This is a genomic window from Spirochaetales bacterium, assembly GCA_016930085.1.
Classification (GTDB): Bacteria; Spirochaetota; Spirochaetia; order SZUA-6; family JAFGRV01; genus JAFGHO01.
The window spans coordinates 13368-27616 of the sequence record JAFGHO010000014.1 but is presented as its reverse complement, the minus strand read 5'-3'; the positions used below and the strand labels follow the sequence as shown (position 1 = coordinate 27616).

The following is a 14249-nucleotide window of genomic DNA, read 5'->3' as shown; positions in this document are numbered from 1 at the left end:
ATGAAAGACGAACCAAAATACCCGAATAAATATCTCATTATCGGCGTCGTCACGTTTATTATCGGCAGTCTTTTCCTTATGTGGACACAGGGGTTTTTACCCTCATTCGAAGCACTCTGGCCGCTTCCCCTCATCATATTCGGAATGCTTCTTATTTACCTTGTTATATTTCAGCAAAGGCGGGATGTTTATATCATCATCGGCATGATTCTCTCTCTTAGCGGTATTTTCTTTTTGTTGATGAATGTCATTCCTGAAAAAAATCTCGTAAAAATATGGCCCGCCTTTATGCTGATAACGGGAATTTCATTAATTCCCTATGCATTCAGAAAAAAACAGGAGAAATTCCGGATCGCCATCATTATACCTTCCTTAAGTATCATTATCCTCTCCTGTATCTTTTTTCTTTTCAGCCTTGATATCATGCGTTTGAGTTTTCAGGAATTCGTCTCACTGTGGTGGCCGGTTCTCATCATTATACTCGGCCTTTCGTTTATTGTTCTCTATCATTACAGTAAAAAGAGAAAACCGAACAAAAAAAGCACGTGAGGGCTTTTATCACCCAGAATCCATGACCTCCGGTTTTTATGTTACGGGAATTCCGTGCCATACTTGCCATAATCGCACAAATTTAATATACTCTCCTTTATCCGGTTTATCAATCATGACCGATAAAAACGAGGAGAGTAACATGCCGACATACGAATACGAATGTAAAGAATGCCGATTCAGATTTGAAAAATTCCAGAGCATCAAGGATGAACCCCTCTCTGTCTGTCCGAAATGCAAAGGATCTCTCAGGCGTCTTATCGGGAGTGGTTTGGGAATCATTTTTAAGGGAAGCGGTTTTTATTCGACAGACTACAAGAAATCGTCCTTTCAAGCGGACTCGGGAGACAACAACTCCTCTCAAAAAAAGAACCCGGAAAAAAAATCAGATACGGAAAAAGCGAAGGCCGCAACATAGAAGAAACGCAATACCCTCTCCGTTATCTATCGCCGGGCATTGCGTTTCATTCTCCGGTAGTTTTCACTCGACAACGGCATCGATGACCTCATCGGTATCTCCCTGCGATCCTTCGCCTGCATCGTTCGTATCCGCCTTCTCATCGACATCGGAAGGTTTGTATATCTGCCTCAAATATTCGATATCAGAAATCAGGAGTTCGATTTCATCAAGAAGCTTTTTTAATTCAAAGGCAAAGGCATTGTCTTTGTAACGGTCGTTTCCAAGGACGTCCTCGATTTCATTCTTGTAGGCTTCGAGCTGCGTCGCCTTGTCCATAATTTCCTTTAATTCTTTTTGGGGGAAACTCGACTGGTTCTGTAATTTCTCCCTCAATGCGCCGATTATTTCCATACTCCCGTAATAATCGTCATAAAGCCGGGATGCAACCGCGATATCGGTCGAATTAGGTGAAATGATATTGAGACCGCCGGTGTTGATATAAAACTCCTTATCAAGATCATCATATACCACCTTGAGCCAGTTTTTATCCGCGAGTTGTTCGAGGATGATGAGGAGATCCATCATTTTATATTTTTTATCTTTTATCCTGCTTTTATCCATATCATCCGGCTGCATATAAATGTCGACATCGGAAAGGAGTACTCCCTTGTTCGCGTCCGGCACGATAATACTGGCACTTACCCACCCGATATCATCATTGAACCTCTTTACCTGATAATAGTTCTTCGTATCATTATAGACGAACCCAAGCCACTTTACTTCCTCTCCCCTGTACAGGTCTTTGTCACCCACTTCCGACCACATCCGCCACCATTTCTTCAACACTTCATCCTTGTACCATTCCCTGTAATAGCCGGCGCTTTGAAGCTTTGCATCGGCAATGACCACCGCATCCGTGGCCTTTGCGGATTTGAAAATGAGATGGCCTTTTTGAACATAGCCGGTATCTTCTCCCGTTCTGATCCTGTACCATTCGGTTTCAACGGGGTTCCCTTCCGGATCCTTTGTTTTCTCCACCTTCGGATTATCCTTATTGAGGCAGACGACATTTTCGAAACAACTCAGCATGGCGATCACCTCCCCTTCTTTCGGCTCTTTATAGACGGGAGTGAATCCGACTGTCCGTAAAATTACCAGAATATCCTTCTGCTTTGCTTCAATCTTGTTTCGATCGTCCTTTTTCAGGGTCGGATCGATGGTAACGATTTCATCGGGAACAACATACATCTGCAATGCTTCATTCAGTTTATAATACTCGGAAATCACGACATCCGCATTATCGTCCCCTTTTCCCAGAATATAGGTATCGAATAATGCCTTGGGAATATATTGTGGAATCACGTCCACGACAGTCATCGCGGCGGTTTCCGTTCCGCCCCCCGTATCACAGCAGACCATACCTGTTACTGCCGCAACAAAAAGTAATAAGCCGCATATATTTCTCGACGACATGTTGCTTTTCCTCCTTGGACATGAATTGGTATCGAATATCAAGCATATACTATATCAGTATAAACCCGTTTTGCAAAGAAAAAATCTACTCCTTTTTAAGCTTTTTACCCCTCTCCATTGAAACAAGACCGCTTCGAGCAAGTTCGATAATCGTATACGGAGAAAGGAGGGCGATAAAATCGTCAATCTTTTCACTCGTCCCCGTTATCTCCAGAATCATCGTGCTTTGCCCCACATCCAATATTTTTGCCCGGAATACATCCGCTATCTGGAAAATCTCCCCCCGCTGCGATGATTTGGCATTGATTTTTATCAGTGAAAGCTCCCTGTTAACGGAGGGGAGATAGGTAATATCCACGACCTTGATGACATCGACTATTTTATTCAACTGCTTTTTAATCTGCTCCATGATCATATCATCACCGATACAGACGAGGGTGATCCGCGAAACGGTAGGGTCCGACGTCACGCCCACCGTAAGGCTTTCGAGATTATATCCCCTTCCGGAAAACAGTCCTGCGATCCTGGCAAGTACGCCCTGATGGTTTTCGACAAGCAAATAAAATGTGTGTTTCATTTTCATTTCTCCTTTCCTAACAGCATCTCATTGATTCCGGCCCCGGGTGGAACCATCGGAAACACATTCGATTCCCTCGCGATGATAAAATCGATAAATACCGGTTTATCCTTGGATTTTCCGGCTTCTTCGAGTGCCGGCTTTATCTCTTCCGGCTTCGTCACCCGCATGCCGACGGCGCCGTACGCGTCGGCCAACTTGACAAAATCGACCGTGTAAAGATGACACCATGAACCGGCTTTGCCTTCGCAATGAAAGGGGCACTCGGGCCTTCTCATGAGACAGGTGGCTGCGTACCGTGAATTCTTGAAAATCTGCTGCCACTGCCGAACCATCCCGAGGTAACCGTTGTTCAGAATGGCGACAATAACCGGAAGCCCTTCCTGGACCGCGGTCGCGAGTTCCTGGATATTCATCTGTATCGAACCGTCGCCGGCGATATCGATTACCTTTTTATTCCTGTTTCCCATCTGGGCCCCGATCGCGGCGGGAAAACCATATCCCATTGTCCCGAGTCCGCCGGAAGTGAGAAATGTCCTGGGCTTCGTGAAATTGTAATAGAGAGCGGCAAACATCTGGTTCTGGCCGACTTCCGTGGTAATGATCGCCTCAGGGAATATCTCGCTGATCTCCTTCACGACTCGCTGCGGCATGATTTCCTTTCCTTCTTCATCGGGTAGCGGATAATCCTTTTTCCAGCCTGAAACAATCTCCCGCCATTCGTCGATATCCGCGGGATGAAGAAGCGGCATGAGTTTTTCGAGGACCTGTCGCGCATCGCCGACAATCGGAATTTCGACCGTGACATTTCTCGCGATAGTGGCCGGATCGATATCGATATGGATAATTTTCGCGTGAGGCGCAAACTTGCCGAGGTCCCCGGTCACACGGTCATCGAATCTGGTGCCGATTCCGATGATGAGATCGGTCTCCGTCATGGCCATATTCGATGCATATGTGCCGTGCATTCCGACCATGCCAAGATAGAGGGGATGATCGCTCCGGATCGCCCCGATCCCCATCAACGACGAAATCGTCGGTATTTTCGTTTTTTCGACCACTTTCCTGAATATCTCCGACGCGCCCGAGATATGAATCCCTCCGCCGATATAAAATACCGGTTTTTTTGAAACCTTGATCGCCTCCGCTATTTTCTTGATCTGACCCGCATGGCCCACATAAACGGGATTATAGCCGCGTATCGAAATGGTCTCCGGATACTCGTCATCGAGCTGTTCGTTTACCACATCTTTCGGAAGATCGACGACGACCGGTCCGGGTCTTCCCGAATTCGCGATAAAGAACGCCTCTTTTAAGGTCTGGCCGAGGTGGGCCCTGTCGTTGACCAGGTAATTATGCTTTGTCACCGGACGTGATATACCGACCATGTCCGCTTCCTGGAACGCATCGTTTCCGATCATCGGCCGGATTACCTGACCGGTAAGAAGAACGATAGGGACAGAGTCAAAATTCGCGGTCGCCAGTCCCGTAATCGTGTTGGTGGCCCCGGGACCACTCGTGACAAGGCAGACGCCGGTTTTCCCGGTCGACCTCGCATAACCATCAGCGGCATGAACGGCACCCTGCTCGTGACGGGTCAGAACGACATGAATCGATGGCTCATGATAGAGTTCGTCGAAGATGGGAATGACCGATCCCCCCGGATAACCGAAAATCACCTCGACCCCTTCCTTTTTCATCGCTTCGATAATGAGTTTTGCACCTGTTTTTTTCATCTTTGCCTCCTTTGCCTCCATAAAAAAATAAAGCCGTTCCCCAGAAGGAGAACGGCCCTTTTAACCTTATTTCCGGTTACAATTCCTTACCTTCTAAGGATTCACAAACGGCCCCCCACGGGCCACGACTACAACAACGACGAGTACTGAAACCGAAAGTATTGAATTGTATCCCGATATTCTCATATCCATTACATAGTAGCGGCAAATTGAAAATATGTCAAGCCACGGGCAAAAAAAAAACCACAACCGCTTCACGGTTGCAGCCGGTTGCTTTCATTATCCGGTCCCGGCAGGAGCTTTCCCCGTATGACAACGCAGGCAGGATCCAAGAATATACTGTATTGAAGACTAATATTCAGCAAAACATCATGGCCCGATGAGGAACGTTGTCTGCCGCGGTGCAACGCCGTCCCGCACCCGGTTCCTTACGGTTTTTCACCCCCCTCTTTCGGCGCGAAGTGGGAGAACTCCATGGCAAATGTCGCCCGGCCCTGTGTCGTACTCCTCAAGGAAGTCGAGTAACCGAACATTGCGGCAAGCGGCACCTCCGCACGAATGTGTTCGGTGGTCGGTCTGCTTTCATGACTGACGATCGTCCCCCCCCTGCCGTTCAGATTTCCTATCACTTCACCGACGAATTCGTTCGGGGTCATGACATCGACTTTCATGATCGGTTCCAGGAGGATGGGTTTCGCCTTTCTGCATGCCGCATCAAAACCAAGGGATCCCGCCGCCTCGAATGCGAAAAGAGAGGATGTGGCAGGATTGAAGGCCGCGTCATCGAGGGTGACCCCGATATCGATCGTCTGATACCCGTACATGATACCCGAAGAAAAGGCCCCGGTTACGCCCCGTTTCGCGGCTTCGATAAACTGGACCGGCAGTTTGTCTTTGGAGACCAGCGAGGTAAAGGTATTGCCGCTCCCCCGGGGAAGTGGCCGGACGGAAAGAGTGATTTCCGCGGTGTTGTCCTTGCCGCCTATCGTTCTGTGAAATTTCTCCGTATGAACGGCGGCTTTTGAAATCGATTCCCTGTAGGAAACCTGCGGTTTACCGACCCGCGCGTCGAGTTTGAAATCGCGAATCAGCCTGGTGACAATGACATCGAGATGAAGTTCCCCCATCCCGCTGATAAGCAACTGCCCGGTTTCGTCGTTTTCCTTTATAATAAAAGTCGGATCTTCCCTTTCGAGGATTTCGAGGGTATCTTTCAGCTTTTTACGATCGGAGAGTGTTTTCGGCTCGATCGCCACCGATATCACCGGTTCGGGGAAATGCATGGTTTCGAGCAATACGGGGAAATTTTCCGCACCGATGGTGTCCCCTGTCTGGCATAACTTGAAACCGATCACGGCGGCAATATCACCCGCGGAAACGGAATCAAGCTGCGTCGATTTGTTTGAATGCATACGAAGCAGCCGGTTGACCCGCTCCCTCTTTTTTTTATTGATATTGAAAACCGTCGCCCCTTTTTTTATGGAACCGGAATACATTCTGATAAAATTAATGCTTCCCGCTTCCCTATCCGTCTGGATTTTGAAGACGAGCCCGAGCGGGTGACCGTCTTCACTGCAAACGACCTTGACCTCTTTTTCGCTTTTTGCATGGCGGCCGATGTACGCGGGCATTTCATCCGGGGAAGGGAGGTAATCGATGACCGCATCAAGAAGGGGTTGTACGCCGATATTTCTCAACGACGCCCCGCAAAACACCGGAACGATTTTCTGATTCAGGGTCGCCTCGCGTATCGTCTTCTTTATCAACTCCACAGGCACTTCCCTGCCTTCGAGAAAAAGCTCTGTAAGGGTATCGGAAAAAGGAGAGATCTTATCAAAAAGGGCCTCACGCCACTTATCAGCCTCTTCTTTTCTCGATCCGTCGATATCGGAAACCGACATCGACGTTCCAAGATCGGTCTGATTCCATCGTATCTCTTTCATGTCGATCAGGTCGACGACACCTTCGAATGCAGATTCTTTCCCGATGGGAATCTGCAGGGGAACCGGAACCGCCCCGAGTTTTGCGACGATTTCCTCCAGCACCTCGTAGAAGTCCGCCCCGATCCTGTCCATTTTATTTATATAGGAAATGCGGGGGATATGGTAGGTATCCGCCTGATGCCAGACCGTCTCCGACTGGGGCTCGACCCCCCCGACCGCGCAAAATATTGCGATCGCGCTGTCGAGTACCCGTAATGAACGCTCCACTTCGGCGGTGAAATCCACATGACCGGGTGTATCGATGATATTGATCTGATGATCCCGGTAAAAACATGTGGTTGACGCCGATGTGATGGTAATTCCCCGCTCCTGCTCCTGTTCCATCCAGTCCATCGTCGCCTCACCGTCGTCGACCTCGCCGATCTTGTAACTCTTCCCCGTATAATAGAGAATCCGTTCGGTGGTCGTCGTTTTTCCAGCATCGATATGGGCCATGATTCCTATATTCCGAATTGTATTTATTTTATCCATACTACCTCATTTTAAACACACAATAATAGCATAAAGGAAATTCATGCGGAAGCTACTTTTTTTGTTTATCGGAGTTTTCGATAACGAAATAAACTAATCCGCCCCACACCAATATAACGGTTCACGAGTCCCCGGACGCATTCACCACCTCATCCGTTGCCGCCGTATTTGCGCCGATCGTCCCACCGCAGGGGACCGTTTGAAATTTCCCGCTTTATATATATAAATGTTATTCACCGGAAAATCAAGACAATCCTGCCGTTCCGTCTCTGTTTTTTATTTTTATCACTCCTTTTGCTTGACTTTGAGCATAACACCCCGTATAATCATAAAAAAGGTGCATATCCTTGGGAGGGGAACATGGCCGAACAGCTTATCGTTAAAAATCTGCCTTTTATCCGGGTGCTGCCGGCATGGGCGCAGGAATTATCATATAAATATCTCTCAAAAACGGCAAATCTGTATATCATTTACGGTAATATCATGGACTTTCTTCCCCATAAAATGAACGAAGGGGAGTTCAATTTCGTTAAAATACAGGATTATATATCGGATGTCCTTTTCGGCAACAGGGATATTATCGCATTCTATGACCGTTCATCCGGCATCTCATTTTGCACACAGGAAATGAAACAAGCGTATCTTGAAATCATGAAACAGGGCAACGGCGATACCCCGCCCCAGACACTGCTTTCACCGAATCCCGTCAAAGCCTTTCGCTATCTTGAAAAATATTTCTACATGAATATGTCGAAAAAACTCAGAATCGTCCTCATCATCGACTACGCGGAGACGATTCTTCCGAATGCCGATATATCGAATTATTCCGATGAAGACCGATTCTGTCTCGTCACCCTCAACCGGTGGGCTCATGACCCTATTTTTACAAAGGGCGACATTTCCATTATTCTGCTGACGGAAAATCTCGGTGATTTGAGTCCGCGTATCGTCCGGGCGCCCGTCACCATCAAGGTTAATATACCGATTCCGGACGAAAAGGTACGGTGCAGCTTTCTCCATTTTCTCCAAAGGCAGGACAAGCTGCTGGTGAATGAAAAACTCTCGATTAATGAGTTTGCCCAGAGTACCTCCGGATTGAATCTGGTCAACCTCAATCAACTCGTTGCCGAATCGTATCAGGAAAACCGTGAAATAACCATGAATTATCTCAGGAAAAAAAAGAAAGAGATAATCGAATCGGAGGCGATCGGTCTGCTCGAGTTCATTGAATCCGAACATGACCTTACCATGGTTTCAGGGCACGATTTTGTCAAGAAACGGTTCAAAAGCGCCGCAAAGGCGATAAAGGACGGCCGTTTCGATGTCCTTCCCATGGGATATCTCATCGCCGGCCCGGTCGGCACGGGGAAGTCCTTTATGGTCACCGCTTTTGCCGGAGAGATCGGTATACCCATCGTCAAGTTCAGGAACTTCAGGTCAAAGTGGCAGGGCGTCACGGAAGCGAACCTGGAAAAGTGCCTCAACCTGCTCAAGGCAATGGCCCCGGTAGGGGTGATGATCGATGAAGCGGATGCCTTTCTCGGAGACAGAAACCAGGAAGGTGATTCCGGAACGAGCAACAGGATTTTCGCCCAGATCGCTTCGTTCATGGGCAATACCGAATACCGCGGTAAAATCATCTGGTTCCTCATTACCTGCCGGCCGGACCTGCTTCCCATCGACCTCAAACGCCAGGGACGGGCGGAAGAGCACCTTGCCCTCTTCTACCCGGAAACGGTGGATGAAAAGCAACACCTTTTCCAGACCCTGATTAAAAAACTCAACCTCCGTATCCAGAAAGTGAATATCCTGGACCTCTTCCGCCGTTACCGTTTCGATTTTTCCGGCGCCGATCTCGAATCGGTCCTGATCCGGGCAAAACTCCTCTCGGCGATGCGGGGGCATGTTTTTATCACAAAAGGAGATCTGGAGGAAACTATCGGGGATTTCGTTCCGCCGGCCTATCCCCATGAAATCGAACTGCAGAACCTTGTCGCCGTTCTTGAATGCACGAGCAGGGAGATGGTCCCCAAACGATTCCAGAACCTCGACCGTGCCCACCTGGTGAATGAAATCAAGGAATTGAAGATTCTGCTTGGCGAGAAGGTATAGCGCTATTTTTACGGATAGATGGTTCACGAATTACGATGCTGTCGCGCCCGGCCGGTTTGTGGTATCACCTGTATTCGAGAAACCCGGATGAAAGCGTTTCCGAAGGCTCAAGATCATTCGACCTTCGCGAATTTGATTCCCCACACGGGAACATAAAAGAAATACGCCTGCGAAGGCCATGACGGAAAGAGGTTCAGAATAGACTGAATACCGCCGAAACAGGTCAGTTGAAGCCAGTCGGAAATAAAAAAGCCCGCCTCGATGTGCGCCTCACCGATGACGGCGATGTGGCCCGCATCACGCCCGATATTCGAGGACGTTACGCCCAATCCCAAAAGAAGATTCGACGCGGTCACAACCGGTCCCAGCACCAGCTCCTGGCCGAGGTATACCCCCCCGGTCACGCCGCCGAAAACATACGGTTCGGGACGGGCGCCGCTTACTATCAACGAGCCGAAACCGCCCAGCCGCTGCCCGCCGGAAGAAACGGTATAAAACTGGAAACCGAAAAAATTGCAATCCAGCTCATAGTCTTCGAACGATGGGGACCCGATATGCATCCCCCAGAATAATGCCCCTGCATTTCCGAAACAGGGATATGATGCGGTTATGAGTAATAAAAGAAGCACCATCGGCTTTCGGTTTTCATGCATACGATTACTCCCCGGCGTTATTTCCCGTTTACGGGGTGAAAAAAAAATTTTTCACCTATGATTTGACCCTTGATTAAAAAGATCTTTTCGATTAGATTTTACTATTAATTGATAAATAATAACAGCCATATTATATAAAATGCGGTCGTTTTTATCAGCTTATTACAAAAAATGGTGAATAGAAAAATGTGAATCATAATTATCAGGGCTTTAACCGAAATTATTATATCAGGGATAACCGGAACAGTGAGTAAAAGGAAAACAATAAGCAAAAGAACGACAAAAGAGACCGATATCCATATAGAAATCGATCCGGATGCGGGAGGGAATATCTCGATCGCAACCGGTCTTCCTTTTATGGATCATCTTCTCCATGCGATGGCCTTTCACGGCGGATTCGGTTTTATCGTCAAGGCGAAAGGGGATATTGACGTCGACCCCCATCACCTCGTCGAGGATACGGGGATCGTCCTGGGAGAGGCACTTAAAAGTATCGTTTCGAATCACGGCGTTATCACGCGTTTCTCCCACGCGATTATACCGATGGATGACGCCCTGTCGGAAGTGGTGATCGATGTATGCGGAAGGCCGACACTCGCCTATACCGCAGATTTCCCCCAAGACAGGGTGGGTGATTTTGATGTTTCTTTACTCCGTGAATTTCTCGCCGGCCTCTCGGCGCGTGCGGGAATGAGTCTTCACGCCCATATCCGGTATGGGGAGAACAGCCATCATATGGCGGAATCACTCTTCAAGGCATTGGGAAAAGCGATAAAAGCGGCATATGCGAAACCCGTTGAAAACAACGGGGAAATGTCGACAAAGGGGACTATTTAATAGAGGAAACGGCGACAAATTAAAAAATAAGCGGTATTTGGAATTGATTTACCGATTAAATCACACTAAAATAAAGGGAGAGACGGAAGCGAAAAAGAATATGGGTGATAAGGAGCACTTTGAGGAAATACTTGCGTTGTTACCAAAAGAAGGTTTCCTGAAAATTTCGGGTGAAAAACCGAAAAACCTTAAAAAGGAAGAAAAGGTACAATTGAACCGCAAGGGAAACGAGCTTCTTAATCGGGGAAATATTGAGATGGCACAGAAAATTTTTTTGACAACAGGATATACGGACGGCTTGATTCGTTTGGGAAAATATTTTTACAAAAACAATCAGCCTCTCGAGGCGTTAAAAATGTTCTGGCTGGCGCCTTATCAAAAAGGAATCAACGCGATGGTAAAAAAGATAGCTAAGATCATTAATTCGTGGCTACATGAGGATGAGAAAGGAAACCTTAATTATGAGTGATACAGAAAATCAGGCTAATGAAGTGCAAAACCTCATTGCAGAACTCTCGAAACTCGGCTATTTCTATCTTAAGGAAGACAGACTTGATGAGGCGGAAGAGAAATTCAAGAAAATAATCGAATATGATGATAAAAACACCTACGCGCTTGTCGGGCTGGGAGACGTGGAGAGGAAAAAGGGTAATTTCAACGAAGCGGTCCGGTATTATGAAGCCTGCCTGGAACACCATGCGGATAACAATTACGCCCTTTTCGGTCTCGCGGACAGTTACAAGGCGCTCAAAAATTATCACAAGGCGATCGATATCTGGGAAAAGTACCTTGTCAATGACGAACGGAACGTCACCGTCCTCACCAGGATCGCGGACGCTTACAAGAAAATAAAGAATTTCGACAAATCCCATGAAGTATACCTCAGGGCGCTAGAAATCGAACCGGAAAACGCCTATGCCCTTATCGGCCTCGGCTACCTCAATTTCGATTTTAAAAACTATAAAGAGGCGCTCCGCTACTGGGAAAAGGTGCTTACCTTGCAGGAGGACGAGGAAAATATAAAAATCCTCACCGCTCTCGGCAACTGCCACAGAAAATTGAAGACCTTTCATGAGGGACTCAATTATTTCAAAATGGCGCTCGATATCGAAGACAATAATTTTTATGCGCTTTTCGGAATGGCGGACTGCTACAGGGGGATCAAGGATCATCGTAAATCCCTCGAGTATTGGGAAAGAATACTCGATTTCGATCCGAACAACAAGGTGATCCTCACCCGTGCCGGCGACGCGTGCAGAAACCTGGGTGATCTCGAAAAGGCTGCCGCCTACTACAACAAGGCACTGAATGTCGGTTTTGATACGTACGCGGTACTCGGGCTCGCCATGATCAATAAAGTCCAGGGGAATTTCGACGAGGCGATCAATTCGCTTCTCAAACTCGTAAAAAACGATCCGGACAACCCGCGGCTTTATCTCGAAGCATCGGAATGCTATACGCTGACAAAACAGAAAGAAAAGGCGGTTCAGATTCTCACCGAATACACGAAAAGGGGAAACAGGAATATCTATATATCGGAAATGCTGATAAAACTCAAAAAAGATAAATAGATATAGACCGATATCAGAGAATGAACACAGTCCTTTCATCCCTTCTTCCCGAAGAAATAGAGGCGACATTCCCGATCGACCGCTCCTACAGAGCGCAGCAGATATTCGGCTGGATACAAAAAGGGATTACCGAAATCGACGCCATGACGAATATCCCGGCGCCGCTGAAATCCGTCCTGAAAGAGAAAGCCCGGATTACCACATTCAACCGCATCACGCCGTTTGAGGACCCGGACGGCACGGTAAAACACCGGATTACCCTCGAAGACGGTCTTGTCATCGAATCGGTACTCCTTTCCGACCCGTGCGCGGAAGAACCTGTTTCGAAAACGGGGAAAGCCCCGGCCGCGAGAAAGACAATCTGCCTCTCGAGCCAGGCGGGCTGCGGTATGGGCTGCAGGTTTTGCAAAACAGGGACCATGGGCTTCAAGAGAAATCTCGCCGCGCACGAAATCGTCGAACAATTCCTCAGTTTCAAAAGAGAATACGGCGATATACGGAATATCGTGTTCATGGGCATGGGAGAACCGCTGCTCAACCTCGAAGCAATAAAAAAGGCGATCGCCGTCCTGCATCATCCCGGGGGGAACAATATCGGCATCCGCAAATTTACCATTTCAACATGCGGTATCGAAAACGGAATTCGCGCGCTTGCGGAAGAAGGACCGCCCGTAAGGCTCGCCGTTTCACTCATTACCGCGGACGAGAAAATGAGAAAAACCCTCATGCCCTGCGCCGTAAAACAATCCCTCAAAACCCTCAAGGATTCCCTTCTCCATTATCAGAAAAAAACGAAAAGCCGCATTACCCTCGAGATCGTCCTCATCAGGGACACGACCGACCGTCCGGAGGATATCGCGTCCCTCAAGGATTTTATTCGACCGTTACGGACATCGGTGAACCTGATCCCGCTCAATCCCGTCCCCGAATTACCGTACGCGCGGCCCGAAAACGAACGGATCGTATGGTTCAAAAAAGCATTGGAATCCGCCGGGATCACCGTCACCCAACGGTACCGGAAGGGAACGGGAATCAACGCCGCGTGCGGGCAGCTCGCTTTTTAATGAAGCAAGTATATGTGCGCATATACTTGCATTCAATAGACTTTCATGATATATTTTAAGCAGGAGGTTGTAAAGATGGCCCAATTGACAATATATCTCGATAATAAAACGATAAAAAAGATTGAAAAAACGGCAAGGGAATCGAATGTATCGGTTTCAAAATGGGTGAGGGATAAACTGGAACTGATAATGGAAAATGACTGGCCGGAATCTTACTTTTCCGTTTTCGGGACACTTGACGATAATGATATCGACGAACCGAAAGCGCCTCATCCGGATGACGATGTAAAGCGGGAATCATTATGAAATATTTTCTCGACACGAATATATGTATTTATGCGCTTAAAAGCATATTTCCCCAAATACAAACGAACATGGAAAAAAAACATCCTTCGGATATTGCGATACCTGCGATTGTAAAAGCTGAATTATACTACGGCGCCCAAAAAAGTTTATACAGAGAAAAAGTAATAAAGGCGCTTGATTCGTTTCTGAAGCCGTTTTTTATACTCCCCTTCGATGATAACGCTTCATTATGGTATGCAAAAATTCGTGCCGGACTTGAAAAAAAAGGGAATATTATCGGACCGAACGATCTCATTATAGCATCATGCGCGATGGCGTATGGCGGTATTCTGGTTACTCACAATATAAAAGAATTTCAAAAAGTCGACGGGCTTTACCTGGAGGATTGGACGGATGAGGATGGGATGGAATAGCCGTCGTGTAAAAGTTTATCAGGAATCCATGAAACAAGGAAAATATATGATTTAAAACTCTCTTTTTTCCAGGGTTCCTTATTT

14 protein-coding genes are annotated in these 14249 nt (G+C 47.4%); 9 read left to right on the top strand and 5 right to left on the bottom strand.

Annotated features, from left to right (window positions below):
* A complete protein-coding gene (locus JW881_01955) occupies positions 1–549 on the top strand; it encodes a hypothetical protein (GenBank protein MBN1696253.1) in 549 nt (182 codons plus the stop codon).
* A gap of 142 nt (positions 550–691) precedes the next feature.
* Positions 692–967 (top strand): zinc ribbon domain-containing protein, encoded by a 276-nt coding sequence (locus JW881_01950; GenBank protein MBN1696252.1) that lies wholly within the window; start codon positions 692–694, stop codon positions 965–967.
* 63 nt (positions 968–1030) lie between these two features.
* Here JW881_01950 and JW881_01945 read toward each other — a convergent pair whose 3' ends face one another.
* The 4 genes from JW881_01945 to fusA all read right to left on the bottom strand — a co-directional run bounded on the left by JW881_01945 (position 1031) and on the right by fusA (position 7209).
* Positions 1031–2422, bottom strand: a complete 1392-nt coding sequence (locus tag JW881_01945) for a hypothetical protein (protein ID MBN1696251.1) — start codon at positions 2420–2422, stop codon at positions 1031–1033.
* A gap of 85 nt (positions 2423–2507) precedes the next feature.
* Positions 2508–2999: an acetolactate synthase small subunit gene (gene ilvN, locus JW881_01940; GenBank protein MBN1696250.1), complete on the bottom strand. Its 492-nt coding sequence runs from the start codon at positions 2997–2999 to the stop codon at positions 2508–2510.
* 2 nt (positions 3000–3001) lie between these two features.
* Positions 3002–4735 carry a biosynthetic-type acetolactate synthase large subunit gene (ilvB, locus tag JW881_01935; protein MBN1696249.1) on the bottom strand — a complete coding sequence of 578 codons (1734 nt, stop codon included), beginning with the start codon at positions 4733–4735 and terminating at the stop codon, positions 3002–3004.
* A gap of 428 nt (positions 4736–5163) precedes the next feature.
* On the bottom strand, positions 5164–7209 hold the full coding sequence (fusA, locus tag JW881_01930; GenBank protein ID MBN1696248.1) for an elongation factor G: 2046 nt from the start codon (positions 7207–7209) through the stop codon (positions 5164–5166).
* A 360-nt stretch (positions 7210–7569) separates the two neighbouring features.
* Between fusA and JW881_01925 the strand changes: the two genes are divergently transcribed.
* On the top strand, positions 7570–9321 hold the full coding sequence (locus JW881_01925; GenBank protein ID MBN1696247.1) for an ATP-binding protein: 1752 nt from the start codon (positions 7570–7572) through the stop codon (positions 9319–9321).
* A 113-nt stretch (positions 9322–9434) separates the two neighbouring features.
* On the opposite strand, the gene JW881_01920 is transcribed toward JW881_01925, so the two are convergent.
* Positions 9435–9974 carry a hypothetical protein gene (locus tag JW881_01920; protein MBN1696246.1) on the bottom strand — a complete coding sequence of 180 codons (540 nt, stop codon included), beginning with the start codon at positions 9972–9974 and terminating at the stop codon, positions 9435–9437.
* 264 nt (positions 9975–10238) lie between these two features.
* Between JW881_01920 and hisB the strand changes: the two genes are divergently transcribed.
* The 6 genes from hisB (at position 10239) to JW881_01890 (ending at position 14165) form a co-directional block, all read left to right on the top strand.
* Positions 10239–10811: an imidazoleglycerol-phosphate dehydratase HisB gene (gene hisB / locus JW881_01915; protein ID MBN1696245.1), complete on the top strand. Its 573-nt coding sequence runs from the start codon at positions 10239–10241 to the stop codon at positions 10809–10811.
* Between the two features lie 100 nt (positions 10812–10911).
* Complete coding sequence (locus JW881_01910; protein ID MBN1696244.1) at positions 10912–11280, top strand: hypothetical protein; 369 nt, start codon at positions 10912–10914, stop codon at positions 11278–11280.
* On the top strand, positions 11273–12382 hold the full coding sequence (locus tag JW881_01905; GenBank protein ID MBN1696243.1) for a tetratricopeptide repeat protein: 1110 nt from the start codon (positions 11273–11275) through the stop codon (positions 12380–12382). The genes JW881_01910 and JW881_01905 overlap by 8 nt, the downstream gene beginning before the upstream one ends.
* Before the next feature lie 20 nt (positions 12383–12402).
* Positions 12403–13446, top strand: coding sequence for a 23S rRNA (adenine(2503)-C(2))-methyltransferase RlmN (locus JW881_01900; GenBank protein ID MBN1696242.1), 1044 nt, complete (start codon positions 12403–12405; stop codon positions 13444–13446).
* Positions 13447–13521: 75 nt separating this feature from the next.
* Positions 13522–13752 (top strand): hypothetical protein, encoded by a 231-nt coding sequence (locus JW881_01895; GenBank protein ID MBN1696241.1) that lies wholly within the window; start codon positions 13522–13524, stop codon positions 13750–13752.
* Positions 13749–14165 (top strand): type II toxin-antitoxin system VapC family toxin, encoded by a 417-nt coding sequence (locus JW881_01890; protein MBN1696240.1) that lies wholly within the window; start codon positions 13749–13751, stop codon positions 14163–14165. The genes JW881_01895 and JW881_01890 overlap by 4 nt, the downstream gene beginning before the upstream one ends.
* The last annotated feature ends 84 nt before the right edge of the window (positions 14166–14249 follow it).

Excerpts from the sequence above, each read along its gene's own strand:
- ilvN (MBN1696250.1), bottom strand. The coding sequence starts at position 2,999 with ATGAAACACACATTTTATTTGCTTGTCGAAAACCATCAGGGCGTACTT.
- JW881_01945 (MBN1696251.1), bottom strand. The coding sequence starts at position 2,422 with ATGTCGTCGAGAAATATATGCGGCTTATTACTTTTTGTTGCGGCAGTA.
- fusA (MBN1696248.1), bottom strand. The coding sequence starts at position 7,209 with ATGGATAAAATAAATACAATTCGGAATATAGGAATCATGGCCCATATC.
- JW881_01920 (MBN1696246.1), bottom strand. The coding sequence starts at position 9,974 with ATGCATGAAAACCGAAAGCCGATGGTGCTTCTTTTATTACTCATAACC.
- JW881_01900 (MBN1696242.1), top strand. The coding sequence starts at position 12,403 with ATGAACACAGTCCTTTCATCCCTTCTTCCCGAAGAAATAGAGGCGACA.
- ilvB (MBN1696249.1), bottom strand. The coding sequence starts at position 4,735 with ATGAAAAAAACAGGTGCAAAACTCATTATCGAAGCGATGAAAAAGGAA.
- JW881_01905 (MBN1696243.1), top strand. The coding sequence starts at position 11,273 with ATGAGTGATACAGAAAATCAGGCTAATGAAGTGCAAAACCTCATTGCA.
- JW881_01890 (MBN1696240.1), top strand. The coding sequence starts at position 13,749 with ATGAAATATTTTCTCGACACGAATATATGTATTTATGCGCTTAAAAGC.
- JW881_01955 (MBN1696253.1), top strand. The coding sequence starts at position 1 with ATGAAAGACGAACCAAAATACCCGAATAAATATCTCATTATCGGCGTC.
- JW881_01910 (MBN1696244.1), top strand. The coding sequence starts at position 10,912 with ATGGGTGATAAGGAGCACTTTGAGGAAATACTTGCGTTGTTACCAAAA.
- JW881_01895 (MBN1696241.1), top strand. The coding sequence starts at position 13,522 with ATGGCCCAATTGACAATATATCTCGATAATAAAACGATAAAAAAGATT.
- JW881_01925 (MBN1696247.1), top strand. The coding sequence starts at position 7,570 with ATGGCCGAACAGCTTATCGTTAAAAATCTGCCTTTTATCCGGGTGCTG.
- JW881_01950 (MBN1696252.1), top strand. The coding sequence starts at position 692 with ATGCCGACATACGAATACGAATGTAAAGAATGCCGATTCAGATTTGAA.